This window comes from Brucella pituitosa (genome assembly GCF_965577835.1).
Lineage (GTDB): Bacteria > Pseudomonadota > Alphaproteobacteria > Rhizobiales > Rhizobiaceae > Brucella > Brucella pituitosa.
The window spans coordinates 1,558,338-1,583,832 of the sequence record NZ_OZ264093.1; the positions used below are offsets into that span (position 1 = coordinate 1,558,338).

Below are 25,495 nucleotides of genomic sequence, written 5' to 3' on the forward strand. Positions count from 1 at the left end.
GCGGTTTGTGTTTATGGAGGGCTATATCGGACCCAACAAACGACAGTGCTTAAACTCTCGATTCATGAAGGCGGAACATTCTCATGCAAGATACAGTTATTCTCGTTGGTTGCGGCAATATGGGTTTTGCCATGCTGAAAGGCTGGCTCGACAGCGGTATTTTGCAATCCGAGAATGTGCATGTTGTTGAACCATCAGAAGCGCTTCAGAGCCGGGCTGCGGGTGTGGGCGTGAATGCATGCTCAAGCGCCGATTCCCTGTCCGACGATCTGAACCCGCGCATGATCCTTATTGCAGTCAAGCCACAGGTCATGGGCGATGTGTTGCCCGCTTATAAGCGCTTTGCACCGAATGCGACCTTTGTCAGCGTGGCTGCTGGCATTCCGGTTTCATTCTTCGAGCAGCATCTAGGCAGCGATGCAAAGATCATGCGCTGCATGCCCAATACGCCGGCCGCAATCGGCAAGGGTATGCTTGTCACCTACAAGAATGCCAATGTAAGCGAAGACGATGCGGCTTTTGTCAAAACCTTGCTCAAAACGTCCGGCAAGGTCGCAAGCATTACCGACGAAGAACAGATGGATGCTGTAACGGCCGTTTCCGGTTCCGGCCCGGCCTATGTGTTCCACTTCATCGAGGCTTTGACTGATGCAGGCGTCATTGCCGGTCTTCCGCGCGAAACCGCTGCACTTCTTGCGATGCAGACCGTTATGGGCGCTGGCGCTCTTGCTGCTGCAAGCAGCGACAGCCCAACCAAACTGCGCGAACAGGTTACAAGCCCGAACGGTACAACAGCTGCAGCGCTGGATGTACTGATGGGTGAAGACCGTCTCAAGAATTTGATCGCCGAAGCCGTCGATGCAGCACGCAAGCGTTCTATCGAGCTTGGCAAGGCCTAAACCAAAACCCTCGGTACTGCATCTATAAGCGCCTTCGTTACAGGCGCTTGTCGTGCGGCGATCAATTCCCGCGCCGGGCGGTTTTCAACAACCCGCCCGCGTTCCATTACGGCAATGCGATCGGCTATCTGCGTTGCAACCGCAAGATCATGCGTGATGAACAGATAGGCTGTGCCCTCGGCGTCCTGTATTTCCTGCAACAATTTCAGAATTGCGCCACGCACCGTCACATCAAGTGCAGACACAGCTTCATCCAAAACGATGAGAGAGGGCGATGTGGCAAGTGCACGGGCGATCGCTACACGCTGCCGCTGACCACCGGAAATCTCATGCACACCGCGTTTGCTCAACTTCGGATCAAGCCCGACCTTTAGCAAAAGCTCTGAAATATCCCTGCTGAGCCCATGGATGCGCATCGGTTCGCTGAGCAGATCATGCACCGTTGCGCGTGGATTAAATGCCGAAAGCGGGTCTTGAAACACCATCTGCATCCGCGCACGACGCTTTCTCAATTCAGCGCCTTTGAGTGCTAGCCAATCATCACTCTCAAACTGGATTGAACCGGATTCAAGCGAATGCAGCCTTAGAAGCGCCCGCGCTAATGTGGATTTACCGCTGCCGGAAGGCCCGACCAGCGCCAGCGTTTCACCTGCTGCAATCTCAAGATTTACATAATCAAGCGCCAGCTTATCGCCATAACGCACGGTCAGATCAGTCGCCTGCAACAAAGCTCTATCCATGTTGAGGCTCCAGCACGGGAACCGCTGCAATCAGCGCTTTCGTATAATCGCTCTGCGGGTTTGCAATGATCGCGCGCGCTGGACCACTTTCCACCAATTCACCATGGCGGAAAACGGCGATGCGATCCGCCAGATTGGAGGCCAGCGCAATATCATGTGTGATGAAGATCAGCGTCATGCCATCAGCCTGAACCAAAGCGCGCAGCAGTGCCACGATTTCCTTTTGCACGATTGTATCGAGCGCACTTGTCGGCTCATCGGCAATCAACACATGCGGATTTGCGGCGATCGCAAGCGCTATGGCGATGCGCTGTTTCTGCCCGCCAGAAAACTGGTGCGGATAGCGTAAGAAACTGTCGTCCGGTTCAGGAATATGAACCCGCTCCAGCAGCCTGATCGCTTTGCTTTTTGCCGCTTTGCCATCAACCTTTTCATGGGCACGGATTGTCTCGACCAAATGCGCGCCAACACACATGAGCGGATCAAAGCTCGAAGCCGGGTCCTGAAATACGAACCCGATATCGCGACCGGGCTTTGGTTCTCCATTCGGCCATTGGATCGCGCCTGAAACCTGCGCATTGGCGGGCAATAGACCGGCAAGCGTCAACGCCAGCGTGCTTTTTCCAGAACCGCTTTCACCGATAATGGCAAGCATTTCGCCGGCATTTATATCAAGATCGAGATTGTTCAGCGCAGTATCGCAGCCATAGCGCACGCCGAGATTTTCAATATGTGCGAGCACGCTCATGCCTGCACCTCACGCCGCGATGAAGCCTGTGTAATGCCTTCGCCTGCGAGATAGACACCGACGACAGTCAACGCCAGCGCCAGACCCGGCAAAATAGATAGCCACGGCGCCGAACGCAGAACCGTGCGGCCTTCTGCAATCATGCCGCCCCAGGTCACACGATTGGGATCGCCCAGTCCCAGAAAAGATAGTGCCGCCTCGATCAAAATTGCGGACGCCACAATCACCGGCACAAGCGCCAGAACCGGCGGCAAGGCATTGGGCAATATCTGACGAAAAGCTATCTCCAGCGGGTGCATACCTATAACGCGAGCAGACGCAACATAGTCACGTTCGCGGATAGAAAGCACCTGTCCTCGCGTGAGACGCGCGGCCTGAGTCCAGCTTGATAGTGCGATTGCCGTAACCAAGACCGGCAGCGAAGGTCCGGCAATACTGACCAAGGCGAGCGCCAGAAGAAAACCCGGCACGGTCTGAAATGCTTCCGTTATCCTCATCAGCACTTCATCGATAAGTCCACCTGCAAAGCCTGCGAGCGTGCCAACAATGCTGCCTATCAGGACTGACGCTCCAGCAGCAGTCAGCCCCACGATCAGCGATGTGCGACTTGCATGAAAAAGCTCGGCCAGCACATCACGGCCCAGCCGATCTGTTCCAAGCGGAAAAGATGCATTGTCGAAAGGCGCGAGCAAAGGCGTTGCAACAATGCGCAAAGGGTCGCCGGGAAAGAGCAGCGGTGCAAAGAGTGCTGCTGCGATCAGCACGAGCAGAATAATTGCCCCTGCTATGCCCTCCCCCAATCCGAAATAGCGTTTCAACCCGCTCATGGCCTCACCTTTCCGGTGGCTATGCGCGGATCAAGCCAAAGATAGAGAAGATCAACGAGGAAATTGACAACGATGACCATAATTGCGCTGGTGAGAATGACGCCCAGCAGCAGAGGTGTGTCACGGCTTGCAACAGCTTCCTGCGCCAGCCGTCCAAGACCGGGAACAGCAAAGACGCTTTCAATCACCACGCTGCCGCCCAGCATGGAAGCCGCTTGCAGCCCGAGCATGGTCACAAGCGGCAGAAGCGCGTTGCGTGCCACATGGCGCAACACGATCCGCGGGCGCGAGATACCGCGCGCCTTCAATGCACGGACGAAATCCATGCGCCAGATATCAGCCATTGAAGCACGCATAACACGGAGATAAAGCGCCAGATAAACGAGCGCGAGCGATACAACCGGCAGCACTAAATGGCGTGCTATGTCCATTGCGCGTGCCAACCCCTCTTTACCAGAGGCAATGGTTTCGATCCCGCTTGAAGGCAGCCAGCGCAAGCGGATCGAAAAAAGGATCACCAACACAAGCGACAGCCAGAAGCCTGGAATGGCATAAAGTACAAGCGAGGTGGCAGACAGAAAGCGGTCGCTAAAGCTGCCGGGCTTTGCACCCGCCACAATACCCAAAGCTGACCCCAAGGCAAAAGACAGCGCGGTCGCAGCACCCATCAGTAAAAGCGTGTTGGGCAGGCGTTCAAGAATGACATCGAGAATGGGACGATTGAAACTGACTGACCAGCCAAGATTACCTTGAGCAAGGGTGGTAAGATATGCACCAAGTCTGTGCCAGATTGATTGATCCAGCCCCCAACGTGCGCGCATTTCGGCAATGGCTGCCGCATCTCCGCCAAAACTTACGGCATAGGCATCAACGGCGTCGCCGGGCGCCGTTTCCAGCATCAGAAAACAGCCAACAATAACAATCAGCAGCACAATCATGCTGCCGATCAGTCGTTTCCTGAAGAGAGTTAGAATCTGCGCCACGCTTTGAGCGTACAATCAAAGCAATGTTTCGTCACTGTGCAATCCAGACATCCGCCCAGTTAGATACCGCCCAGCGCGGATTGTTGGAGACATTTTTCACACGCTCGTTGGCGACTGTTATAAAGCCCCACTCGGCCACATTGATAAGCGGCAGATCGGCCTCCACCAATTTCTGGAACTGATGATAAAGCGCAGTTCGCTTCTTCTCATCGATCTCATGCGCGGCTTTTGCAATCACCGCATCCAGTTCCGCATTGGCATAACCGCCCTGATTGGAAAACGGTACGCCCGCAGGAATTCCACTTTCAACCAGAATAGTTGTCGAAATAGCAGGGTCACCGCGATAAACAGTTGGTGCGATTGCCAGATCGAAATCGTGGTCCGTATAGACTGCCTTTTGGTGCGCTGCTGAATCATTATTGACGATACGCGCATCGATGCCGATTTCCGCCAGCGCCTGGCGCAGATAATCACCGAACTGCCTGGTTTCATTGAAATAAGGTGCTGGCAGCAATTTCAGCACAAAGCGCGTGCCGTCACTGCCACGCTTGTAACCAGCTTCATCCAGAAGGGCGTTGGCCTTCTCTACGTCGAAGGCATAGGCGGGCACATCGCCAGTATAAAATTGGCTATCATATTGCGGAACAGGTCCGGTCGAAGGCCTGGCATAACCGAGGAAGATCGTCTTCACCACGAAATCGCGGTCAATGGCGTGCGCGATCGCCTGACGAACTTTGATATCTGCCAGTTCCTTGCGCCGATGATTGATCTCTACGACCAGCTGATAAGTCAACGCCTCATAACCTTTGGAAATAACCGTCAGTCCCGGTACTTTCGAGATACGGTCGAGATCGGCCAGAGGTACGGCGGAAAACGCAGCCAGATCAATCTCTTCGGCTTCCAGCGCGCCTGCAGCCGCAGCACGGTCCGGCAATACACGATAGATGATCTCATCGAGATAGGGTTCACCCTCACCCCAATAGTTATCATTCTTCGCAAGCCGATAATATTCACCGGTCTTGTGTTCGGCATATTTGAAAGGCCCGGTGCCTATGAGCTTTTCATTGGCCGGGTTTGCAGCAATGTCAGTGCCATCAAATACATGCTTTGGCAGGACAGCAGTGAGCGCGGGCAGTGCATTACGGATAAGCTGGAACGGGGTTGGCTCGCTGAAATGGAAAACCGCCGTATGTTCGTCAGGCGTTTCAACTTTTTCAAGTGCCTTGAACACAACCCGTCCGAGATTTTGCAACGGCTTCCAGACTTCCATCGCAGAAAATGCCACGTCCGCAGAGGTGAACGGCGTATCGTCATGCCACTTTACATCTTCACGCAGACGGAATGTAACAGTCAGACCGTCATCAGAGCCTTCCCAGCTGATTGCAAGACGTGGTTCCAGACCGTTTTCACCATCAAAAGAAGCTTCTGCGAGCGGTTCTATCACCTTGCTTGCAACAAAGAAGACACCGTTGGAGGCGACAATAGCCGGGTTGAGATTGCGCGGTTCGGAATCCGCCGCAACAACCAGTCGTCCACCCTTTTGTGCCTTGTCTTCCGCTGCCGCCCATCGCGGCAAAAGAGGCAAAAGTGCCAGTGAAGTCGAGCCAACCAGAAATGCTCTGCGCGATGCAATAAACCGAGCCATGTCACTGCCTCTGAAATTCAGTTCCCCTTTTTCTTGTCTACACCGACGTCCAAACAATTACAGGGCAAATTGTGTCACCGTGGCAATAAATATCGAAAACTGTTTCTCTTTTCCGAAGTGATCTCAATTTAAGAAGCGGTAAAAAAGCCCTAATAATGTGGGCATGAGGCAGACTATTGGCTAACTTTAAGCTGAACTGATTTTCCCATTCTGGCCCGTTTAAAGAAATTTCCTCCTTGCCAAACACCCGCCCTTGCATAGATCATGGTTAATTATGTGTTGTCGTATTTCGTGAGGATGAGATCGATACGGCATATGCATGAAGAGCCGGTATGAGCTCTTTTTGAACCGTGTTTGCGGAGTCCTGTATTGAAGTTTCCGTAAATGCCTGAAGCTGAACCACCATTGGAAGAGAGGAAACAGAAATGCCCAGTTTGCTGCCCCCACTTCATGACGGTCACGCACCGATCTATTTGCATCACGCATTTCAGGACGCAGTGGATGCTTATGAGCACTGGAATCTGGAATCAGCAGAACCAGTCGTAGCAATCAATGGTAAGATCACGCGTATAAGTGTCGTTTTTCGGCGCTTGTGGAGCTGTACCGACACAGTCCCTCGCCATACGCTTGAAGCATTGAAAGACATCGTTCCGTCCAATCTCATCCACGCGGAGCGTTGGAAAGAAAATGCAACATTCGCAGATGCTGCCCACCTGATGCGGACAGCAATCGAATGGCGCAAAGCCCGACGCGTTCCAGCCGTCGGTTAATCCAGTCCACCTTATGTAGCGGGCGGGATTAACCCCGCCCGCTTTAGAGCTTGCGGAAACGCACACGTGCCGAGCGCTCGATTGCCGCAACCGTCAGCTCGTCGAGATCCCAGCGATCACGCAGCATCTGAAGGAACTCCAGCTCTTCCTGCTCGACATGCAAATCGGCGGCAGCGACTTCAACAGCCAATGCATAGGCTGTCTCGTAAAGCCGCTCGGGCAGCACCTCATGCGCAAGATCGAGAATTTTTTCCAATCCGTCTTCATCGGCCAGCAGCGCATAGCAATCACTTGCCAGTTTCGGCAGGCGCTTGGGATCAAACCCCTGAAACACAGGCAGACGCGATACCACGTTACCAATGGAAGCAAGCTCTGCATCAGTCATAGCCGTATCGGCTGCGGATGTCGTCACCATGATGTAGACGAGAGCGTCCTGCGGTGAAATCTTGTTCATCAAATGCTCCTGCATCATGCGATCGGAATCAAAACTGAAGGTCAATCGACAGGAAACGTAGGAAGCCTATCGCACTTGCGCAAGGAAATTCGGTCGCAATAGGGTTAGCAAAGATTGACGCGCGCGCCGGGGCGCGCCATAGAGCATAAGCGTGTATACATACACCGTTTTCAACGAATAAAGCCCTTCACAGGATATCAGGATAAAACCATGACTTCGCATCGTCTTCCCGAAATTACGCTGACCCCGGAACTGACCGCGGCGGCCGCGGAAGCGAAAGCATGGCCTTTTGAAGAGGCTAAAAAAATCCTGAAGCGTTATGCAAAGACCGGCATGCCGGAAACGGTAATCTTCGAAACCGGCTATGGCCCGTCGGGTCTGCCACATATCGGCACTTTTGGCGAAGTGGCTCGCACCTCGATGGTTCGTCATGCATTTCGCATTCTGACAGACGATAAGGTCAAGACGCGCCTCATCTGCTTCTCCGACGATCTCGACGGCATGCGTAAGATCCCGGACAATGTTCCGGACAAGGCAGCGCTTGAGCCTTATCTGCAATTGCCGCTTTCCGCCGTGCCAAACCCATTTGGTGGCGAGTACAAGAGCTTTGCAGAGCACAACAATGCCATGCTCTGCCGCTTCCTCGATACTTTCGGCTTCGATTACGAGTTTGCAAGCGCGACTGAATATTACAAGTCAGGCAAGTTCGATGCGGTACTGCTAAAGGCCGTGGAACGTTATGACGACATCATGAAAGTGATGCTGCCGACGCTTGGTGAAGAGCGTCAGGCGACCTACAGCCCATTCCTGCCGATTTCGCCAAAGTCTGGCCGCGTGCTTTACGTGCCGATGAAGAAGGTGGATGCCAAGGCTGGCACCATTACCTTTGACGATGAAGACGGTGTTGAAACTACCCTGTCTGTCACCGGCGGCAATGTGAAGCTGCAATGGAAGCCGGACTTCGGCATGCGTTGGGCAGCCCTTGGTGTCGATTTCGAAATGTTTGGCAAGGATCACCAGACCAATGCGGGCATTTACGACCGCATCTGTGAAATTCTGGGCGGTCGCGCACCGGAACATTTTGTCTATGAACTGTTCCTAGATCAGATCGGCCAGAAGATTTCCAAGTCGAAGGGCAATGGCATTGCCATTGACGAATGGCTGGCCTATGCGCCGACCGAAAGCCTTGCACTCTACAATTTCCAGAAGCCTAAGACCGCGAAAAAGCTTTATTTCGACGTGATCCCGAAGGCTGTAGACGAGTATTTCACATATCTCTCCGCTTATGAGCGTCAGGAATGGAAGGATCGTCTGAACAATCCGGTCTGGCACATCCATTACGGTAACCCGCCAAAGGTGAACCTGCCGATTACCTTCGCGCTGATGCTCAATCTGGTGAGCGCATCGAATGCAGAAAATCCGGGCGTGCTGTGGGGCTTCATCTCCCGCCATGTGCCGGGTGTAACGCCGGAAAACAACCCGGAACTCAATGCGCTTGTTGGCTACGCGATCCGTTACTTCAACGATTTCGTCAAGCCAACCAAGCAGTTCCGTGCGCCGGACGATGTGGAACGCGCAGCATTGGAAGCACTGGATGCCAAGCTTGCAACGTTGCCCACTGGCAGCGATGGCAACCACATTCAGAATGCTATTCTGGATGTCGCCCGTGCAATCGAGCGTTATCAGGATCACACCAAGAAGAGCCCTGAAGGTGGCCCGGGCGTATCGGTTTCCTTCTTCCAAATGCTTTATGAAGTGCTGATTGGACAGGAACGCGGCCCTCGCTTTGGTTCTTTCGTCGCTCTCTATGGCATCGATGAAACCCGTGCGCTGATCCAGAAAGCACTTGCTGGAACACTGTCATAAACGCTTGATATTTTTATGAGAAGCCTCACCCGGAATCCCACCGGGTGAGGCTTTTTTATGCCCGGTAATAACCGGAGCACAGATGCCTTATCCCCACTACGAACCCTTCGCCAACGGCTTGCTTGCTGTATCAAACGGCAATGAGATTTATTGGGAGGCATCGGGCAATCCAAAAGGCAAACCGGCACTCTATCTGCATGGTGGTCCTGGAAGCGGTTTACGATCAGGCAGCTACCGGCAACGCTTTGACCCAGAGAAATATCATATCATCGGTATCGATCAGAGAGGTTGCGGGCGCAGCCGTCCTCTTGCGATAGGCGATCTAGATCAGCTTCATCTCAACAACACCCATACCCTGATTGAAGATATTGAAGCCGTCCGCAAACATCTGGGCATCAATCAGTGGCTTATTGCAGGTTCATCATGGGGCGCAACGCTTGCGCTCGCTTATGCGCAGGCGCATCCAGACCATGTTTCCGAAATGGTACTCGTAGCGGTAACAACCACCAGCCGGAGTGAAGTAAACTGGATTACTGAAGGCGTTGGGAACTTGTTTCCAGAAGCGTGGGACGAGTTCGAGAAAGCCTCATTGAGACGCGACGGCGAGCGCGTCGTTGAAGCCTATGCCAGACGACTGGCAAGCGGTAATCTGGAAGATCGCTCACAGGCAGCACGCGACTGGAACCGATGGGAGGCGACACATATTTCGCTCGACCCCAACTGGACACCAATCGAGAGCCGTTTTGGCGAGATGACTGGTCTCGCTTTTGCAACCCTCGTCACCCATTACTGGGCGAATGACGGTTTTTTGCGCGATGGTCGCGAGATCCTCAATGGCATGGAAAAGATCGCCCACATTCGGGCTGTTCTGATCTGCGGTCGACGTGATTTTAGCGGACCTGCGATAACCGCCTGGCGACTGCATAAGGCATGGCCTGCAAGCCAGTTGCGCATCATAGAAACCGAAGGGCACGGCGGTCCGCTTTCCATGGATGAAATGCAGGCCACGCTCGACACGTTCGCCCATGGTGAAAACCCTTCCGATTGACTCACGCCTCATTAGTAGGTAGTACGACCTACCTACTAATGAGATTTCAAGATGAGCAACAAACAACCCTCCTCTGAAAGTGCGCGAGACAAGCTGCTCAAGGCCGCTGCCGTTCTCTTTTATAATAACGGGATTGGCGGCACGGGCATTGATGCCATTGTTGAAAAAGCAGGTGTTGCCAAGAAGAGCCTCTACAACAACTTCGCTTCAAAAGCGGATCTGGTAAATCAATATCTCGAAGCGCGCCACGCCGAGTGGCTTGAGCTGTACCAGATGCGGTTGCAACATGCGCCAACAACTAAAGACAAAGTTCTTGCTGTTTTCGATGCTTATCAGGATCATGCCGAGCACGAATATGAGCGCGGTTTTCGCGGTTGCGGCCTGCTGAATGCGGCGGCTGAACTCTCTGCAGACGACATTGGGCGACAGGCTGTAAAGCATCATAAGCGCGAAGTTGAAGCGCTGCTCGCTGCCCAGCTGACGGAGCTTTTACCGCATAATCCTGCCCGCGCCACAGCACTCGCCAAGCACATGGCTTTTCTGCTCGAAGGCGCCATGTCGAGAGCCGGGCTGGAAGGCAATAGCGGATGCGTTTCGGAAGCTCGCGCTATGGCATCCGACATGCTGGAGCTTCTGTGAACACTTCATCCCGTGATTATACAATCGGCGTCGCTGCCGTTCTCTTTTCCGCCATCGTCTGGGGAACCACCGGCACAGCTGCCACTTTTGCGCCGGAAGTCAGCGCTATTGCAATTGGCGCCGCAGCGATGGGCATTGGTGGATTATTGCAAGCACTGTTGGCCGGGCGTGGAATATTGCGCGCGCTGCCGGATCTCTCGAAACATTGGCGCAATCTGGTATTAGGTGGGCTGGCGGTTGCTATCTATCCGCTCGCTTTTTACGCCTCTATGCGCATGGCGGGCGTCACCATCGGAACAGTTGTGACCATTGGTTCGGCGCCGCTGCTATCCGCTCTCATCGAATATCTGTTCGATGGCACGCGCTTGTCAAAGCAATGGCTGTGGGGCGCGCTTATCGGCCTGTTTGGAATGATCCTGTTATGCATCGCGGAGGGCTCGATGCATAGCGGCACACAGACAGGTAACTCGGTTCTGATCGGTATCTGTCTTGGTCTGCTAGGAGGCTTGACCTACGCCCTTTATTCCTGGACTGCACGCAGTCTCATGTTACGCGGAATACGCTCGTCCGTCGCAATGGGTGCAACATTCGGAATTGGCGGGCTGTTGCTGATGCCGGTTTTGTTTATGACCGGCGCACCCTTCATAGCTTCATGGAGCAACGCAGCCGTCGGTCTCTACATGGCTATGGTTCCGATGTTCGTCGGATACCTCTGCTTCGGCATAGGCCTTGCACGAATTTCGACAAGCATGGCCACGACGATCACGCTGATAGAACCCGTAGTCGCAGCACTTCTGGCCGTTGTCATTGTAGGAGAACGCCTCGCTCCAATGGGCTGGCTGGGCGTGGCGCTGATCATCTCCTGTCTCGTGGTCATAACACTACCACGTAACGGTGCATCCCGTCAGAACCAGGAACGAACGGCTGAATAAAGCCGCTCGTTATCTTGCGGAGAACGCTTAGAGCATTTCATGCTTAAGATGAATCGTTAGAAATGCGTCTCACTATTTGTTTTAACGCATGTCTTTATCCTAAAACCGGCTCCCACTTTTGGGAGACATGCTCTAATTTGCGGGTGCTGGCACCATGGGTTCCATAGGTGGCGGGGCGGGCGGAAACTCTCCTTGCTGGGGCGATGGTGAAGACGGTTGCGGTTCAGTTTCCGGAGCCAGAGGCGAAGGGTTTTGCAGCGGGCCTCCGGTATCGGAACCAAGATTCGGCAATGATGTGTCTGGCTTGTTACCATACACGCCAAGTTTTGCCTCTTCTGCCTTCTGTCCGGCTTCAACATAGGCGCCACCAGGCGCAGCTTTCGCCCAACCGTTCGCTACGAGCCAAAGGGCTGCATCATCATTGCCGACACTGCATTGGGTTGCGACAGCTGCTCCGCTGTCGTTTTGTGGCAGGCGACACATAATTGCACGCGAACGCAGCCATTGGCGGAAAGCAGTTCGCGCCAGCATGCCACAAGGCCATGTTTCACCCGACGAAGACTGACAGGTCTGCTCAAGCGGCACAGTTTCGATGCCTTGCAGATCGATGATACGGCCCTGACTTTCGAGTTTTCCAGCAGCCAAAGCAACAGGACGTTGCAGCAGTTGCATCGGCTCGCCCTCATCAACCGGCGCACTCGGTGCCGGAGGTTCTGGCGGCTTCGGCGTTGAGGCAAGCCCCAGATCACTTAAAGGCGGACGCGCGGATTCGCGCTCAAGCGGATTCTGATCTGTCTGGCTATTCGTATTCTGACTTTCATCGTCCGGGGCTGGCTCTGGAGCGGGTGCGCCATCCTGCGATGCCGATTGATCTGTTCCAGAACCCGTATCAGGCTCGCTGTAATCGAATTGTTCAACGACAATCCCATTACCTGCACCAGCATCCGGTTTACTTTGACCGTCCCCGCTTTCGACCAGCGTTACCGGACGATCAAGCGCGCCATAAAACGGCGCAACAAACGCAGCCACCAGAATGGCACCGGTTATGCCTGCAAAAACACCAAAAACAATGCGTGCATGGCTCTTTGTCTGCTGTTTTACCATTACTGACTCGCCCATAGAATACGGGCGATCCACTCAACATCCCTGGTCTCAAAGGAACGGTTTGGAAATTCAGGATTGAACGAATGAAGTTCAATTGTGCGCGGTGTCTGGCGATGCAGGATTTTGGCCATAACCTCTCCGTCTTTGGTACGAACAACCACACGGTCGCCACGGCGAACCGGGGCATTGGGTGCTACGACCAGCGTATCGCCATCACGATAAAGCGGCAACATGGAGTCGCCCGAAACTTCCAGCGCATAGACATTATCAGTTGGCGAAGCTGGAAACTGAACGACATCCCAGCCTTGTCCGGCAGGAAACCCGGCGTCGTCGAAAAAGCCACCCGTTCCTGCTTCTGCCATACCAAGCAGAGGAATGGCGCTCGGCTCCTGCAAATATTCACCGTAATGCGGCGTTCCGATTTCACCACGGATCAATCGGGTAAATTCGTCAAATGTTGCCCCGGTCGCTTCCATCACTTTGGCAAGTGATTCTGTTGACGGCCAACGCGCGCGCCCATCGGAAGCATAGCGCTTGGATTTGTTGAAAGTAGTCGGATCAAGCCCTGCACGGCGCGCAAGACCGGACGCACTTAAAGAATTGCGTTCTGCCAAGGCATCGATCGCAGCCCATACGCTGTCGTGAGAAAACATTGCTTTAACCCGCCAAAGAGGATTTTAAACCTAACCATCCATCCTATATTGTGCCAAACCTAGCTTAAAGCCTGATTTTACGCAAGATGTGCTATTCTACAGGGAAAATTTTCTTATTTATGAATAAAAACGCGCGACATCGAAATGTCGCGCGTTTTTAAAAGGCTCAACAGGCCGCAGATCAGGCTGCTTTCTTCGCCTCGCCCTTATATGGGTTGAAGCGCTTGTAGAAGCTTTCGCCATTTTCGGCCATGTCGAGAAGCAGCTTCGGTGCCTTGAACTGCTGGCCGTATTTGCGCTGCAACTCCTTGGCAAGTTTGACGAATTTCTTCGCACCCATACCGTCGATATAGGACAGCGTACCGCCCGTATAAGGAGCGAAACCAAAGGCGAGGATGGAACCGACATCGGCTTCACGCGGATCGGTGACAATGCCTTCTTCCATCACGCGCGCAGCTTCCAGAGCGATGGTGACGAGGAAGCGTTCCTTCAGCTCCTTCACATCGATCTTGTCCGGGTTCTGCTGCGGATAGAGATCCTTGAGGCCCGGCCACAGATGCTTCTTGGCAGGCTTGGCCGGATAATCGTAGAAACCCTTACCGTTCTTGCGGCCCTTGCGGTCGAACTCGTTGACGAGACGATCCACCAGTTCCACATGACGCGGATCGACAGCCTTTTCGCCAAGATCGGCAAGCGTTGCCTTGAGGATCTTCTGCGACAGGTCGATAGCGGTTTCGTCGTTGAGCGCCAGCGGACCAACCGGCATACCGGCCATACGGGCGGCATTTTCGATCATCGCAGCAGGAACGCCTTCAACGAGCATGTTGTAGGCTTCCGACATATAGCGCAGCACGCAGCGATTGACGTAGAAACCACGCGTGTCGTTGACGACAATCGGCGTCTTCTTGATCGCACGAACATAGTCGAGTGCAACTGCGAGCGCCTTCTCGGACGTCTTTTTGCCGAGGATCACTTCCACCAGCATCATCTTGTCAACAGGCGAGAAGAAGTGAATGCCGATGAAGTTCTTCGGACGCTTGGAGACTTTCGCAAGACCAGTGATCGGCAGGGTCGAGGTGTTGGAAGCAAAGACCGCAGTGGTTTTCAGCACTTCCTCGGCTTTCTCGGTCGCAACCCGCTTGACTTCGCGGTCCTCGAACACGGCCTCGATCACCAGATCCGCCCCTTCGAGCAGCGCGTAATCCGGCGTTGCGGTGATAAGCGACAGGAGCTTTTCCTTGTCGGCCTCAGTAGCGCGGCCCTTCTGCATTTCCTTGCTGATAAGATCAGCCGTATGCGCCTTGCCCTTGTCGGCAGATTCCTGATCGCGATCGATCAGCACCACCGGGATACCTGCTTTAGCTGTCACATAAGCAATGCCTGCACCCATGAAGCCCGCGCCAATGACGCCGATCTTCTTGAACTTGGTTGGCTTTTCTTCAACCGGGCGACGTGCGCCCTTGTTTAATTCCTGCAACGACACGAAGAGCGAACGGATCATCATGCCCGCTTCGGTCGTCTGGAGAATTTCAGTGAAATAGCGCTGCTCGATCTTAAGACCGGTATCGAATGGAACCAGAAGGCCTTCATAAACCGATTTCAGGATAGCGAGTGCCGCCGGATAATTGCCGGAGGTTTCGCGACGCAGGATTGCGGTTGCGGCAGGCCAAAGGTTCGCACCGGCAGCCGAATAGATCGCGCCGCCCGGCAGCTTGAAGCCCTTTTCATCCCATGGCTGAACCGGCTTGAGACCGCCTTTGATGAGCTTCTTTGCGGTTTCAACCAGCTTCTTGGCCGGAGCAATCTCGGTGACGAGACCCATTGCCTTGGCGCGCTGAGCGGTCAGGCTGGAACCGGTCGTCATCATCTGGAGCGCGTCCTGCTGATTGGCAAGGCGCGGAACGCGCTGCGTGCCGCCAGCGCCCGGAAACAGGCCGACTTTCACTTCCGGCAGAGCCATTTTCACGCCCGGCGCATCGGATGCAACGCGGGCATGGCAGGCGAGCGACATTTCAAATGCGCCGCCCATACAGGTTCCGTTGATGGCCGAAACCCAAGGCTTGCCACAGGTTTCAAGCTTGCGGAAAAGGCCACTCATCTTGCCGACATTGTCGAACAGAGTCTGGACCGCGCCCTGCGGGTCCTTGGCCTTCTGCTTCTGGAACTCCTTGAACATGCCCTCCAGCATGGTCAGGTCGGCGCCGCCGGAGAAGCTGTCCTTACCGGATGTTATAACAACACCCTTAATCTTATCGTCGGCAGTCGCCGCATCGATGATGGCGTTCAGTTCCTGCATCGCCTCGACGGTGAAGACATTCATCGACTTTTCAGGCATGTCCCAGGTGACGAGAGCAATGCCATCGGCGTCGGTTTCAACTTTGAAATTTACATAAGCCATTCGTAAAACCTCCCTCGCCTTACACGCGCTCGATGATTGTCGCCGTGCCCATGCCGGCACCGATGCACAAGGTCACCAGCGCAGTGTTAAGATCGCGGCGTTCCAGTTCATCCAGCACCGTACCGAGGATCATTGCGCCGGTTGCACCGAGCGGATGCCCCATGGCAATGGCACCGCCATTGACGTTGATCTTGTCGTGCGGAATGTCGAAGGCCTGCATGTAGCGCAGAACAACGGCAGCAAAGGCTTCGTTCAGCTCAAACAGGTCGATGTCCGAGATCTTCATCTTGGCCTGCTTGAGAAGCTTTTCCGTCACATCGACCGGGCCGGTCAGCATGAGCGCTGGTTCGGAGCCGATATTGGCGAAAGCACGAATGCGCGCACGCGGCTTGATATCGAATGCCTTGCCAGCCTTCCTGGAGCCAACCAGAACGCCAGCCGCACCGTCGACGATGCCCGACGAGTTACCAGCATGGTGGACGTGATTGACGGTTTCGATTTCCGGATGGGCCTGAATGCCGACCGCATTGAAGCCGCCCATTTCGCCCGGCATCACAAAGGACGGATTGAGCTGGCCCAGTGCCTGCATATCGGTCGTAGGGCGCATGTGCTCGTCATGGTCAAGAATGGTCAGGCCATTCTGGTCTTTGATCGAAATGACCGAATTCTTGAAATAGCCCTTTTCCCACGACTTGGCAGCACGCTTCTGGCTTTCGACGGCATAAGCGTCGACGTCATCGCGGCTGAAGCCATATTTCGTGGCAATCAGATCAGCAGAAACACCCTGCGGCATGAAATAGCCGGGAAAGCCTACCGATGGGTCCATGTACCAGGCACCGCCCGACATGCCCATGCCGACGCGCGACATGCTTTCTACGCCGCCTGCAATCACCAGATCGTCGGAACCGAAGGCGACCTTGGCTGCCGCCAGATTGACCGCATCGAGGCCGGAAGCGCAGAAGCGCGAAATCTGGATGCCCGGCGCCTTGAAGTCGTAACCGGCTTCAAAAGCCGACGAACGCGGGATGACCGCACCAGCTTCACCGACCGGGTCGACGCAGCCAAAAATAATGTCATCGACCTTTGCCGTGTCGATACCGTTGCGGTCGCGCAGGGATTCCAGAACCTTCGCACCCAGACGAACGGCAGGCACTTCGTGCAGGCTGCCATCCTTCTTGCCACGTCCGCGCGGTGTGCGCACGTGATCGTAAATATAAGCCTCAGCCATTTTTGCTCCTTCCCGCCAAGTTCGAAAACTTAGCCTGATCTCTAACTCAGCCTGATCTCTAACTCAGAATGTGTCCGCGTTGAGCGCCATCATCGAATCCGCGCCCGACTGGATGCGTGCGAGATGTGCTGCGCTTTCCGGCATGATCCGCTCGAAATAATAGCGCGCGGTAACAAGCTTGGCTTCAAGGAACGCCTTGTTGCCTTCGCCATTGCCAAGCTTTTCTTCCGCGATCTTCGCCATGCGCGCCCACATGAAGCCGAGCGCCACCAGTCCGAAGAGATGCATATAGTCGTTGGAGGCAGCACCGGCATTGTCGGGCTTGGCCATGGCATTCTGCATCAGCCACATGGTGGCGGCCTGAAGATCGTTGAGGCCCTTCTTCAGATGCTTGGTGAAGAAGGAAAGCTTCTCATTTTCGCGATTGGTTTCGCAGAAATCGCCCACTTCCTTGAAGAAGGCAGTGATTGCGCGACCACCGTTAAGCGCCAGCTTGCGGCCGACGAGGTCAAGCGCCTGAATGCCGTTCGCACCTTCATAGATCATGGCAATACGCGCATCGCGCACATACTGGCTCATGCCGTGTTCTTCGATATAGCCGTGGCCACCGAAGACCTGCTGCGCCATGACGGCGTGTTCAAAACCCTTGTCGGTCAGAACGCCTTTCAGAACCGGCGTCAAAAGGCCGACGAGATCATCTGCCGCCTGACGTTCGGCTTCATCGCCTGAGCGATGGGCGATATCGGAGTTGAGTGCCGTCCAGAGGATAAGCGCGCGACCGGCTTCGTTGAAAGCGCGGATGTTCATGAGGTTGCGGCGGATATCTGGATGCACGATGATCGGATCGGCTTTCTTGTCCGGTGCCGCGGCACCCGAAAGCGCACGACCCTGAATACGCTCACGCGCATAGATGGCGGCGTTCTGGTATGCGGTTTCGGCAATCGAAAGGCCCTGCAGGGCAACGCCAAGACGCGCTTCGTTCATCATGGTGAACATAGCGCGCAAGCCCTTATGGGCTTCGCCGATCAGAAAGCCCTTTGCCTCGTCATAATTCATGACGCAGGTGGAATTGCCGTGAATGCCCATCTTTTCTTCGATGGAACCGCAGGAAACACCGTTGCGCTCGCCAGGATTGCCGTTTTCATCGAGAATGAACTTCGGCACGATGAACAGCGAAATGCCCTTCACGCCCTCCGGCGCGCCGTCAATACGGGCCAGCACCAGATGGATGATGTTTTCGGACATGTCGTGTTCGCCAGCCGAGATGAAAATCTTCTGGCCGGAAATCTTGTAGGAACCGTCTTTTTGCGGCGCGGCGCTGGTGCGCAGTAGGCCCAGATCCGTACCGCAATGCGGCTCGGTCAGGTTCATCGTGCCGGTCCAGGTGCCTTCCACCATCTTCGGCAGATAGGTGTCCTTCTGCTCATCGGTGCCGTGGGTCAGGATCGCGGCAATCGCGCCCTGTGTCAGGCCCGGATACATGGTGAGCGCCATATTGGCAGACGACATATATTCGCCAACAGCCGTGTGCAGGAGATAAGGAAGCCCCTGCCCGCCATATTGCTCCGGTACGGCGAGGCCGAGCCAGCCGCCTTCGCGATACTGGTCATAGGCAGCCTTGAAACCCTTTGGCGTCCTTACTGAACCGTCGGATGCGCGGACGCAACCTTCCTGATCACCCGTATGATTGACCGGGAACAGCGTACCTTCAGCAAGCTTCGCGCCTTCCGACAGGATCGCCTCGACCACATCAGGCGTTGCATCAGCAAAGCCCGGCAGGTTGTTGTAGCGCTGATAATTCAAAACGTCATTGAGAACAAAATTTGTATCCTCAACTGGCGCGCGATAGCTCGGCATCGAAATCCTCCAAATCAATAACCCGCTCAGCCCCGCATGAAGCGGAACAGGCTCCCACCTGCGTTTTGGCATGTCTGTCACATGAAGCACTCAAATGCATGACAGCATGTCCTTGCTGACAAAAATGGGTTCTAAAACTCAAAAAACCAGCCATTTTTGCCATTTTCAGACATCTGCCTTCTCATTTTTTGAAGGCCAGAGTCCAAATCCGGGGCAAAACTAGCGTACTTTGACGTTTCCGTAAACGTCAAAAATTACACATATTCGTGCGCCATTGCTTTTCTGGAAATTGCATGAGGTACTTTGGGGATATTTCGCTTAAAGCGGAACAACTTGCGCGCGCTCCGCCCTCACCTCTGAAATCGAATTGCAACAACGCTTAACCCGGCGGCTATTGCATATTCCACATCGACCAAACGGAAAAATTCTGCAGAAACGTGCGCGAAAATACATCGCCACGATCGGTGAAATTGAAAAGACAAAATTCAGCGCTGAAGACAAGAAAGCCCGCTTCGCTGGGAGGAGGAGTGCGAAGCGGGCTGATCTGGAAAGCGCGACTGGGAGGAGGAGTGCCGCGCTTCGAGTTCAGTTTCTGGGAGGAGGAGTGAAACTGAACAACCCGAAAATAGGCGGCAGGCACAATGATTACAAGAAACAAATATGCATAGCTGATATGCGCGCTCTGGAACTTGGCCTTGACGTGCGCCTTAGGTGCCAATCTCGAAAAGTGTGAAACGGTTTCGAGATGGCCTAAAAATGGAAAACCGCCCGGCAGCGACTGAGCGCGCACAGGCGGTTTAATCCTCCCAAGAGGCTGCTTGATAACAGTATTGTTTCAATAAAGCAAATTAAACGAGCAAGTACATAATCATACTATTTTTGTATGATTATAACTAGACTTGCAAATAACAGAAGAGACTGCAAACCCGCCGAAGACAAAGGCCCGCATCGCGCATTTGGGCGGGGGGCTTGGGGTGCGCGATACGGGTGCCTTCCTGCAAACAGGTTGCAATCCATAAATAAATACACTGACCGAAAACAAAAATGACAGTTTGTTGCAGTTGCAAATGGTTGGTGCAGCAACCGCTAGACAAAAGTCGCTCCGCAGCAAGGCTGCTGGAGCGACTGCGAACCGATGCCCCTGCCCATGAATCGGAACGCAAATCCAGAGTAACATCAGCAAGATGCGACTGAAAGTTACAGATAATTTAGAAAGATAATGCCATCAGGAGGACCTTTTTAATTTCCCAGACCGCCAATCAGAGACACCTATTCAAGCGGTTTTCTTTACCCGATAAGCCATCCCAAGCGATCTTGGAGCGGTTTCCTGAAAGCCAAATTTTTCATAGAGCTTGTTAGCTGGCACATCGGCAATCAGGCTCACGTAAGCTGAATCAGGAAGCTCGGCATCCACATACTGCATGATAGCATTCATAATCGACTTACCGAGACCTTGCCCCTGATGTCTTGGATCGACTGCAATATCCACCACCTGGAAAAAGCAGCCTCCATCTCCAATCAACCGACCCATTCCAATAGCTGCATCGCCGTGCAAAACGACTACAGCAAAAACGGTGCCTTTAAGTCCTTGAGCTGCCGCCTCTTCCGAAAACGAACTTAATCCCGCCACTGCGCGAAGATGCAAATATTCTTCAACAGACGGCGTGCACGCAACAGTTGAATAGGCGGACAGATTCATTCGGCATTCCTCTTTGTTTCGTCACGATGACTAAACGCACCACAAACTGATTTAACACTTCAAATACAATCAGAAAAGATTTGTCAGAACCAGTTGATTGCTTGTCCGGCTTGCTGTCTAAGTATTTCTAATATCAAGCTCTTCGGATCATAGCTGTGACCACAGAACAAACCCCTTCCAACGTCATTTTCTCCCGCACTGCCGTCACGAGTACTGCAATGATCTTCGGCCTGACATATAGTCTCAGCGCTGCGCTCATCGCGCTCGACCTGGATGAAATGGGGTTCAGCGAAGCAATTATCGGCGCAAACGCGGCAATGCATGCAGTCGGTGTGCTTTGCATGGCCTTTTTGCTTCCGCGCCTCAGTGCATTGCTCGGCATGCGCTTGCTGGTGATCGTAGCCCTCGCCGCTGCGGCCCTGCTTCTCGGTTTGTTTCCCGCAATACCATTGATCTGGCTTTGGTTCCCACTGCGTATATTGCTGGGGGCAGCATCAGAAACATTGTTCGTCGTTTCGGAAACCTGGCTCAATTCGCTGAGTACGGACGAAAACCGCTCCAAGACCATGGGCATTTACACAGCCGCCCTGTCACTCGGCTTCGCGCTTGGGCCATTAATCCTCTCATTGGTCGGATCAAGCGGGTTTCTGCCTTATCTGATCGGCTCTGCCCTTGCGATCATAGCGGCACTTTTGATTGCAAGCCCCAAAGTCAGCGCGCCGCCGATTACCGACAAACCACATGGAAGCCCGCTGCATTATTTGGCACTTGCGCCCGTCGCACTCGCAGCAACCGTGTTGAATGCTGCCATTGAATCGGCTGGCCTGTCATTTCTGCCGCTCTATGCAGTCGATCTCGGCTGGAGCGAAAACCAGGCAACGCAGCTCATGTCCGTCATGATGTTCGGTGCAATCGTTCTGCAGATTCCCATTGGCTTTCTGGGAGATCGAATGAGCCGTCAGAGCCTGCTCATCATTCTCGCTGCCCTTTCAGCCGCAGGTGCAGCCGTCTGGCCATGGGCTCTTACTCTGCCATGGCTCACCTATACGCTGCTGTTTGTGTGGGGTGGTGCTTTCGTCGGTATTTATACAATCATGCTGAGCGTGGTCGGCAGTCAGTTCAAAGGTGCCCAATTGGTTGGGATTTATGCCAGCATGGGCCTGATGTGGGGTGTTGGTGCATTGATCGGCCCACTCTTTGCGGGAATCGCTCAGCAATATTTGACCCACGGCCTGCCGGTATTCGTTACCATTGCCTGCCTGATCTTTCTGGCACTTGCCCTCACTTTGCGTCCACGTGCGGTGCTCGCAACCGAATAGTGTCTATTTTTCCAAAAACTTAACGCCACAGCGGCCTCCCCAAAGGAGGCCGTTTTTATGCAATCAGCAATAGATTTTAACGACTTATTTACCACGATTGTAAGAATATAGCCTCAGTAAACATGGCTTCGACTCGTTCGTGAATTCGGCTTTCGGCTAGCTTCTAATTTTTGGAAAAGTGAATTTCACATGGCAAACACTCATCAGGCACCCGGTTCACGCTCTATCATAGATGAACTCAACGCCCTGCGTGAGCGCCATACGCCTGCGGCACCAAAGTCGAGCGCTATGAACGAGCTGCACAACACATTGGCAGAATTGGAAAAGCGCCTGGGTCAGCTTGGCAGTGCTGCTCCTCGCCCCCGCGCTGTGGAACCACAGCAAACCGACAGGCGCATTGAAGGTCTCGCAGAAATTGCTGAACATCTGCGCCGTCTGAGTGATGAACAAAATAAGGCCGAACAGCATAACACGCGATCGGCCCCGGTTTTTGCACCGCGCTTTGCGGAACGGGGCGAAGCGCCGGGCGCGTCATTTTCTGACGACAGTGCGTTGCGCCAGATCGATAGCCGCCTGGATGAAATCAGTCGCGCTCTGATTGCAGCCAGCCGCCATCAGATTTCAGATCATGAAGAAGCACTTCGTCTGGAGCGCATCGAACGTCGTCTCAACGAGCTGACACAGCAACTTGACAGCTCTGTTGCTGAACAAAATGCCGACACACTATTCCGCCGCCTTGGTGAATTGTCACAGCGCATCGACGCTCTAAGCGAAGGATCGCGTTTGCCTGAACAGGCAATCGACCAGCTGGCACAGCAGATCAATCTCCTTGCCCATCAGGTTGGCAAGGTTATGGAAAGCCTGAACCAGTCCGATTATCACCACGTCGATGCCCGTTTGGAAGCAATCGACCAGAAGATCGCTGCTGCTGAAAAATGGGCCAGCGAGCCAAATCCTGCACTTTTTGAGAAGGTTGATAATCGTTTCAAGGAACTGACCAAGCGCCTTGATGCGCAATATGCAAGCCACTACGCAGAAGGTGGTATGCTTCACACACTCGAAGGTCGTCTGGACGATATTTCGCAACAGATATCGCTGAGTCTTTTGCAAACGCCGCAACCGGAAGAAATCGCGCTTGCAGAAAGCGAGGCCATTCGCGGTCTCGAAAGCCAGATTGCAAATCTCGCACGTCAACTGGCCAAGCCATCAGCCGAATTTGCGGAAATCAAGCCGCGCCTCGATGCAATCGAGCGTTCGATTTCAGACAACCGCGAAACGGTCCTGGACGCGGCTCGCGAAGCCGCTGAAACTGCTGTTGCCCGTGTCCTCAAGCATGGCTCGCAACATGATACTGCGATTGCACTACAGCTTGCCAATGATATGAAATCGCTTGAGGCCCTTGCCCGTAATGCTGACGAGCGGAATGGCAAGACATTTGAGGCTGTTCACGAGACACTCGTTAAAGTCGTTGATCGGCTTGCAAACCTCGAACAGCAGATCGATACACAGCCGCATCTCCCGCAGGCACACCCAAAAGTCAAGGCAGTCGCAAATCCATACTCTGCCGCACCGCAAGCGTTTCCGAACCTTGCTCCTCAGACAGTCGAAAAACACGCAAAGCCTGTCGTTGATGCACCGAATACCGATGAGAAACTCGCAAAGCTGACACCTAAGACGCGTCAAGAGCCGGAACTGAGTGCTTCACTGGATTCCGTTCAGCCTGACAATGACAGCGTGCTTGACCTCAATACGATCATGAAGCGTGTTCGCGAAGAACGCAGTCAGCACGAAGGCACGAAAGCTGAAACAAGCGGCAAGGCCGATCTGATCAGCGTTGCACGTCGCACTGCGCAGCAAGCGGCCGAGGAAGCAACCAGGCTTGAACAGCAATCAGAAAAGGCTCCTGAGAAGAAGAAAGGATCGATCAGCGATCTTTTCAACCGCCAGCGCAAACCTATTCTGCTGGCGATTGGTGCTGTGATGCTGGCAATTGCTGGCTTGCAGGCAGGCTCGGTATTCCTCGAACTCAATCAACAGGCAGAGCTTTCCGCAAAGACAGAAGCTGCGGCAATCGACAATGGAACGACTGCGTCTATCGCTCCCGCAAATGAAGCATTGCCAGCACCTAAAGTGCAGCCAATGCCGGAAGTGGTTGTACCTGAGACAGAGATTGCCAAGCCGCAGCAGGAAAGCAATCTGAATGCACCGATGCCAACTCCGGCACCTCAAGAGCCAACAATTGCCGATACGACACCGGCTGAAGAACCGGAAACCACTGTAACCGAAGTGCCGGTCGAAGCAGGCCCCACAGCATTGCGCGAAGCCGCAATGACCGGTGACTCTCGTGCACTGTTTGAAATCGGCAATCGCTATATGGAAGGCCGTGGCGTTCAGGAAAACCTGGCAGAAGCTGCAAAGTGGTTTGAGAAGTCAGCTGAAAAGGGCTTTGCACCAGCTCTTTATCGCATGGGCAATTTCAATGAGAAGGGGCTCGGCATGCCCCGCAATCTCACACAAGCAGTTGACTGGTATCAGCAGGCAGCAAAACAGGGCAATGCCAGCGCCATGCATAATCTGGCGGTGCTTTTTGCATCGGGTGCCAATGGTACACCCGACAATGCATCTGCCGTGCGCTGGTTTACCGAAGCTGCAGAGCTCGGCGTCAAGGATAGCCAGTATAATCTCGGCATTCTGGCCGCCAAGGGTCTCGGAATGCAGGTGAACCTTGAAGAAAGCTACAAGTGGTTTGCACTTGCGGCCAAAGCTGGCGACAAGGATGCAGCCGAAAAGCGTGATCAGATAGGCGAAGCACTGAAACCTCAGCAGCTTGAACGCGCCAAGGGCAGCGTGGAACTCTGGAAGGCTAAGCCACTCAATCAGGAAGCCAATTTAGCCGACATACCCGAGGGCTGGTCTGATGAGAAACCAGTCACTACTGCCTCAGTCGATATGAAGAAGGCCGTTCGTAACATCCAGCTCATCCTACAGAAGAATGGTTATGAAGTTGGAACCGCAGATGGTGTGATGGGCAACAAGACCCGCAACGCCATCGCTGAAATTCAGAAGGCCCACGGGCAAGAGCCGACGGGCGAAGTCAATCAACAGCTCGTACAGCTCCTGCTCGAGAAGAACAAGTAGGCGTCAGGTCAAGGCCTGATGCTGTCCTGATCTGCGATAATTGATGCGGGATCGCAGTATAATTTTGCGGTCTCGTTGTCTTTGGTGTCGTTGGTAAATTTGTCCGTCGATGAATAGACACGCACTTCGGCATCTCTGATACCGTCTGCATTGCGCTTATCTTCAGTCACAACAAACGCATAGACGTAGTCACCACGCGCATAACCGAGTGCCATCGTCATATCGGTTGGGTGATCGATATTTGTGTCTTTTGTCGAAAACCATGTGGAATTGGTTTCGAAATAGAGTTCTGACGGCTTCGTTCCGATCACATAATTATAATATGCTTCTTTTTTATCCGGATGGGCCTTTGGGTCAGCGATACGGCAGAATTCTGCACGCGCATTGCGCTCAGGAATATTGCACGCAAATTGCGTCTGCCAAGGCGGAATGCAATTCGCCATGGCAGGCAATGGGATAAATGCCGTAAGAGCCAGAATACCGTATCTCATCATGGCACAATCCTCCTGCCGCGCTGTGCCCCTGCGAATTGCAAAGATTTCCGGAAG

Annotated in this window: 22 protein-coding genes; 8 read left to right on the forward strand and 14 right to left on the reverse strand. The window is 53.9% G+C overall.

Features of this window, described 5'->3' with window-relative positions:
• Positions 1–83: 83 nt before the first annotated feature.
• Positions 84–899, forward strand: coding sequence for a pyrroline-5-carboxylate reductase (gene proC, locus ACSME1_RS18500; protein ID WP_435655165.1), 816 nt, complete (start codon positions 84–86; stop codon positions 897–899).
• Here the strand turns inward: proC and ACSME1_RS18505 are convergent.
• From ACSME1_RS18505 to ACSME1_RS18525, 5 genes are all read right to left on the reverse strand, one after another.
• On the reverse strand, positions 896–1,639 hold the full coding sequence (locus ACSME1_RS18505) for an ABC transporter ATP-binding protein (RefSeq protein ID WP_435655166.1): 744 nt from the start codon (positions 1,637–1,639) through the stop codon (positions 896–898). The two genes, proC and ACSME1_RS18505, sit on opposite strands and share 4 nt — an antisense overlap.
• Positions 1,632–2,387: an ATP-binding cassette domain-containing protein gene (locus ACSME1_RS18510; RefSeq protein WP_435655167.1), complete on the reverse strand. Its 756-nt coding sequence runs from the start codon at positions 2,385–2,387 to the stop codon at positions 1,632–1,634. Before ACSME1_RS18510 ends, ACSME1_RS18505 begins: the two co-directional genes overlap by 8 nt.
• Entirely contained in the window at positions 2,384–3,214 is an 831-nt protein-coding gene (locus tag ACSME1_RS18515; protein ID WP_100556877.1) for an ABC transporter permease, read from the reverse strand. Before ACSME1_RS18515 ends, ACSME1_RS18510 begins: the two co-directional genes overlap by 4 nt.
• A complete protein-coding gene (locus ACSME1_RS18520; RefSeq protein ID WP_435655168.1) occupies positions 3,211–4,152 on the reverse strand; it encodes an ABC transporter permease in 942 nt (313 codons plus the stop codon). The genes ACSME1_RS18515 and ACSME1_RS18520 overlap by 4 nt, the downstream gene beginning before the upstream one ends.
• Before the next feature lie 76 nt (positions 4,153–4,228).
• Positions 4,229–5,842, reverse strand: coding sequence for an ABC transporter substrate-binding protein (locus ACSME1_RS18525; protein ID WP_435655169.1), 1,614 nt, complete (start codon positions 5,840–5,842; stop codon positions 4,229–4,231).
• 425 nt (positions 5,843–6,267) lie between these two features.
• On the opposite strand from ACSME1_RS18525, the gene ACSME1_RS18530 reads away from it, so the two are divergent.
• On the forward strand, positions 6,268–6,612 hold the full coding sequence (locus tag ACSME1_RS18530; RefSeq protein WP_024896435.1) for a hypothetical protein: 345 nt from the start codon (positions 6,268–6,270) through the stop codon (positions 6,610–6,612).
• A 43-nt stretch (positions 6,613–6,655) separates the two neighbouring features.
• Here the strand turns inward: ACSME1_RS18530 and ACSME1_RS18535 are convergent, their stop codons facing one another.
• Complete coding sequence (locus ACSME1_RS18535) at positions 6,656–7,066, reverse strand: tellurite resistance TerB family protein (protein ID WP_024896436.1); 411 nt, start codon at positions 7,064–7,066, stop codon at positions 6,656–6,658.
• Positions 7,067–7,276: 210 nt separating this feature from the next.
• On the opposite strand from ACSME1_RS18535, the gene ACSME1_RS18540 reads away from it, so the two are divergent.
• The 4 genes from ACSME1_RS18540 to ACSME1_RS18555 all read left to right on the forward strand — a co-directional run bounded on the left by ACSME1_RS18540 (position 7,277) and on the right by ACSME1_RS18555 (position 11,551).
• Entirely contained in the window at positions 7,277–8,932 is a 1,656-nt protein-coding gene (locus ACSME1_RS18540; protein ID WP_424577630.1) for a lysine--tRNA ligase, read from the forward strand.
• An 82-nt stretch (positions 8,933–9,014) separates the two neighbouring features.
• Positions 9,015–9,980 carry a prolyl aminopeptidase gene (gene pip, locus ACSME1_RS18545; RefSeq protein ID WP_435655170.1) on the forward strand — a complete coding sequence of 322 codons (966 nt, stop codon included), beginning with the start codon at positions 9,015–9,017 and terminating at the stop codon, positions 9,978–9,980.
• Between the two features lie 51 nt (positions 9,981–10,031).
• Positions 10,032–10,619, forward strand: coding sequence for a TetR/AcrR family transcriptional regulator (locus tag ACSME1_RS18550; protein WP_435655171.1), 588 nt, complete (start codon positions 10,032–10,034; stop codon positions 10,617–10,619).
• Entirely contained in the window at positions 10,616–11,551 is a 936-nt protein-coding gene (locus ACSME1_RS18555; RefSeq protein WP_435655172.1) for a DMT family transporter, read from the forward strand. Before ACSME1_RS18550 ends, ACSME1_RS18555 begins: the two co-directional genes overlap by 4 nt.
• Positions 11,552–11,683: 132 nt before the next feature.
• Here the strand turns inward: ACSME1_RS18555 and ACSME1_RS18560 are convergent, their stop codons facing one another.
• The 7 genes from ACSME1_RS18560 to ACSME1_RS18590 all read right to left on the reverse strand — a co-directional run bounded on the left by ACSME1_RS18560 (position 11,684) and on the right by ACSME1_RS18590 (position 20,490).
• A complete protein-coding gene (locus ACSME1_RS18560) occupies positions 11,684–12,655 on the reverse strand; it encodes a thermonuclease family protein (protein ID WP_435655173.1) in 972 nt (323 codons plus the stop codon).
• On the reverse strand, positions 12,655–13,308 hold the full coding sequence (locus tag ACSME1_RS18565) for a S24 family peptidase (protein WP_024896442.1): 654 nt from the start codon (positions 13,306–13,308) through the stop codon (positions 12,655–12,657). Before ACSME1_RS18565 ends, ACSME1_RS18560 begins: the two co-directional genes overlap by 1 nt.
• 181 nt (positions 13,309–13,489) lie before the next feature.
• The gene (locus ACSME1_RS18570; protein ID WP_435655174.1) at positions 13,490–15,706 is read right to left on the reverse strand and encodes an FAD-dependent oxidoreductase; all 2,217 of its coding nucleotides are present in this window, start codon (positions 15,704–15,706) and stop codon (positions 13,490–13,492) included.
• A gap of 19 nt (positions 15,707–15,725) precedes the next feature.
• Positions 15,726–16,934: an acetyl-CoA C-acetyltransferase gene (locus tag ACSME1_RS18575; protein ID WP_094539007.1), complete on the reverse strand. Its 1,209-nt coding sequence runs from the start codon at positions 16,932–16,934 to the stop codon at positions 15,726–15,728.
• Between the two features lie 63 nt (positions 16,935–16,997).
• Positions 16,998–18,791, reverse strand: coding sequence for an acyl-CoA dehydrogenase C-terminal domain-containing protein (locus ACSME1_RS18580; protein WP_435655175.1), 1,794 nt, complete (start codon positions 18,789–18,791; stop codon positions 16,998–17,000).
• Between the two features lie 391 nt (positions 18,792–19,182).
• Complete coding sequence (locus tag ACSME1_RS18585; RefSeq protein ID WP_424577623.1) at positions 19,183–19,581, reverse strand: hypothetical protein; 399 nt, start codon at positions 19,579–19,581, stop codon at positions 19,183–19,185.
• A 483-nt stretch (positions 19,582–20,064) separates the two neighbouring features.
• Entirely contained in the window at positions 20,065–20,490 is a 426-nt protein-coding gene (locus tag ACSME1_RS18590) for a GNAT family N-acetyltransferase (protein ID WP_424577622.1), read from the reverse strand.
• Between the two features lie 155 nt (positions 20,491–20,645).
• Here ACSME1_RS18590 and ACSME1_RS18595 point away from each other — a divergent pair, with 155 nt between their 5' ends.
• Together ACSME1_RS18595 and ACSME1_RS18600 are read left to right on the forward strand one after the other, a co-directional pair.
• Positions 20,646–21,809: an MFS transporter gene (locus ACSME1_RS18595; RefSeq protein ID WP_435655176.1), complete on the forward strand. Its 1,164-nt coding sequence runs from the start codon at positions 20,646–20,648 to the stop codon at positions 21,807–21,809.
• A gap of 189 nt (positions 21,810–21,998) precedes the next feature.
• Positions 21,999–24,947 carry a peptidoglycan-binding protein gene (locus tag ACSME1_RS18600; protein WP_435655177.1) on the forward strand — a complete coding sequence of 983 codons (2,949 nt, stop codon included), beginning with the start codon at positions 21,999–22,001 and terminating at the stop codon, positions 24,945–24,947.
• Positions 24,948–24,955: 8 nt separating this feature from the next.
• On the opposite strand, the gene ACSME1_RS18605 is transcribed toward ACSME1_RS18600, so the two are convergent.
• The gene (locus ACSME1_RS18605; protein ID WP_435655178.1) at positions 24,956–25,441 is read right to left on the reverse strand and encodes a hypothetical protein; all 486 of its coding nucleotides are present in this window, start codon (positions 25,439–25,441) and stop codon (positions 24,956–24,958) included.
• Positions 25,442–25,495: the final 54 nt, after the last annotated feature.

Excerpts from the sequence above, each read along its gene's own strand:
- ACSME1_RS18520 (WP_435655168.1), bottom strand. The coding sequence starts at position 4,152 with ATGATTGTGCTGCTGATTGTTATTGTTGGCTGTTTTCTGATGCTGGAA.
- pip (WP_435655170.1), top strand. The coding sequence starts at position 9,015 with ATGCCTTATCCCCACTACGAACCCTTCGCCAACGGCTTGCTTGCTGTA.
- ACSME1_RS18550 (WP_435655171.1), top strand. The coding sequence starts at position 10,032 with ATGAGCAACAAACAACCCTCCTCTGAAAGTGCGCGAGACAAGCTGCTC.
- proC (WP_435655165.1), top strand. The coding sequence starts at position 84 with ATGCAAGATACAGTTATTCTCGTTGGTTGCGGCAATATGGGTTTTGCC.
- ACSME1_RS18530 (WP_024896435.1), top strand. The coding sequence starts at position 6,268 with ATGCCCAGTTTGCTGCCCCCACTTCATGACGGTCACGCACCGATCTAT.
- ACSME1_RS18590 (WP_424577622.1), bottom strand. The coding sequence starts at position 20,490 with ATGAATCTGTCCGCCTATTCAACTGTTGCGTGCACGCCGTCTGTTGAA.
- ACSME1_RS18600 (WP_435655177.1), top strand. The coding sequence starts at position 21,999 with ATGGCAAACACTCATCAGGCACCCGGTTCACGCTCTATCATAGATGAA.
- ACSME1_RS18605 (WP_435655178.1), bottom strand. The coding sequence starts at position 25,441 with ATGATGAGATACGGTATTCTGGCTCTTACGGCATTTATCCCATTGCCT.
- ACSME1_RS18565 (WP_024896442.1), bottom strand. The coding sequence starts at position 13,308 with ATGTTTTCTCACGACAGCGTATGGGCTGCGATCGATGCCTTGGCAGAA.
- ACSME1_RS18540 (WP_424577630.1), top strand. The coding sequence starts at position 7,277 with ATGACTTCGCATCGTCTTCCCGAAATTACGCTGACCCCGGAACTGACC.
- ACSME1_RS18570 (WP_435655174.1), bottom strand. The coding sequence starts at position 15,706 with ATGGCTTATGTAAATTTCAAAGTTGAAACCGACGCCGATGGCATTGCT.
- ACSME1_RS18505 (WP_435655166.1), bottom strand. The coding sequence starts at position 1,639 with ATGGATAGAGCTTTGTTGCAGGCGACTGATCTGACCGTGCGTTATGGC.
- ACSME1_RS18525 (WP_435655169.1), bottom strand. The coding sequence starts at position 5,842 with ATGGCTCGGTTTATTGCATCGCGCAGAGCATTTCTGGTTGGCTCGACT.
- ACSME1_RS18580 (WP_435655175.1), bottom strand. The coding sequence starts at position 18,791 with ATGCCGAGCTATCGCGCGCCAGTTGAGGATACAAATTTTGTTCTCAAT.
- ACSME1_RS18535 (WP_024896436.1), bottom strand. The coding sequence starts at position 7,066 with ATGAACAAGATTTCACCGCAGGACGCTCTCGTCTACATCATGGTGACG.
- ACSME1_RS18510 (WP_435655167.1), bottom strand. The coding sequence starts at position 2,387 with ATGAGCGTGCTCGCACATATTGAAAATCTCGGCGTGCGCTATGGCTGC.
- ACSME1_RS18515 (WP_100556877.1), bottom strand. The coding sequence starts at position 3,214 with ATGAGCGGGTTGAAACGCTATTTCGGATTGGGGGAGGGCATAGCAGGG.
- ACSME1_RS18560 (WP_435655173.1), bottom strand. The coding sequence starts at position 12,655 with ATGGTAAAACAGCAGACAAAGAGCCATGCACGCATTGTTTTTGGTGTT.
- ACSME1_RS18575 (WP_094539007.1), bottom strand. The coding sequence starts at position 16,934 with ATGGCTGAGGCTTATATTTACGATCACGTGCGCACACCGCGCGGACGT.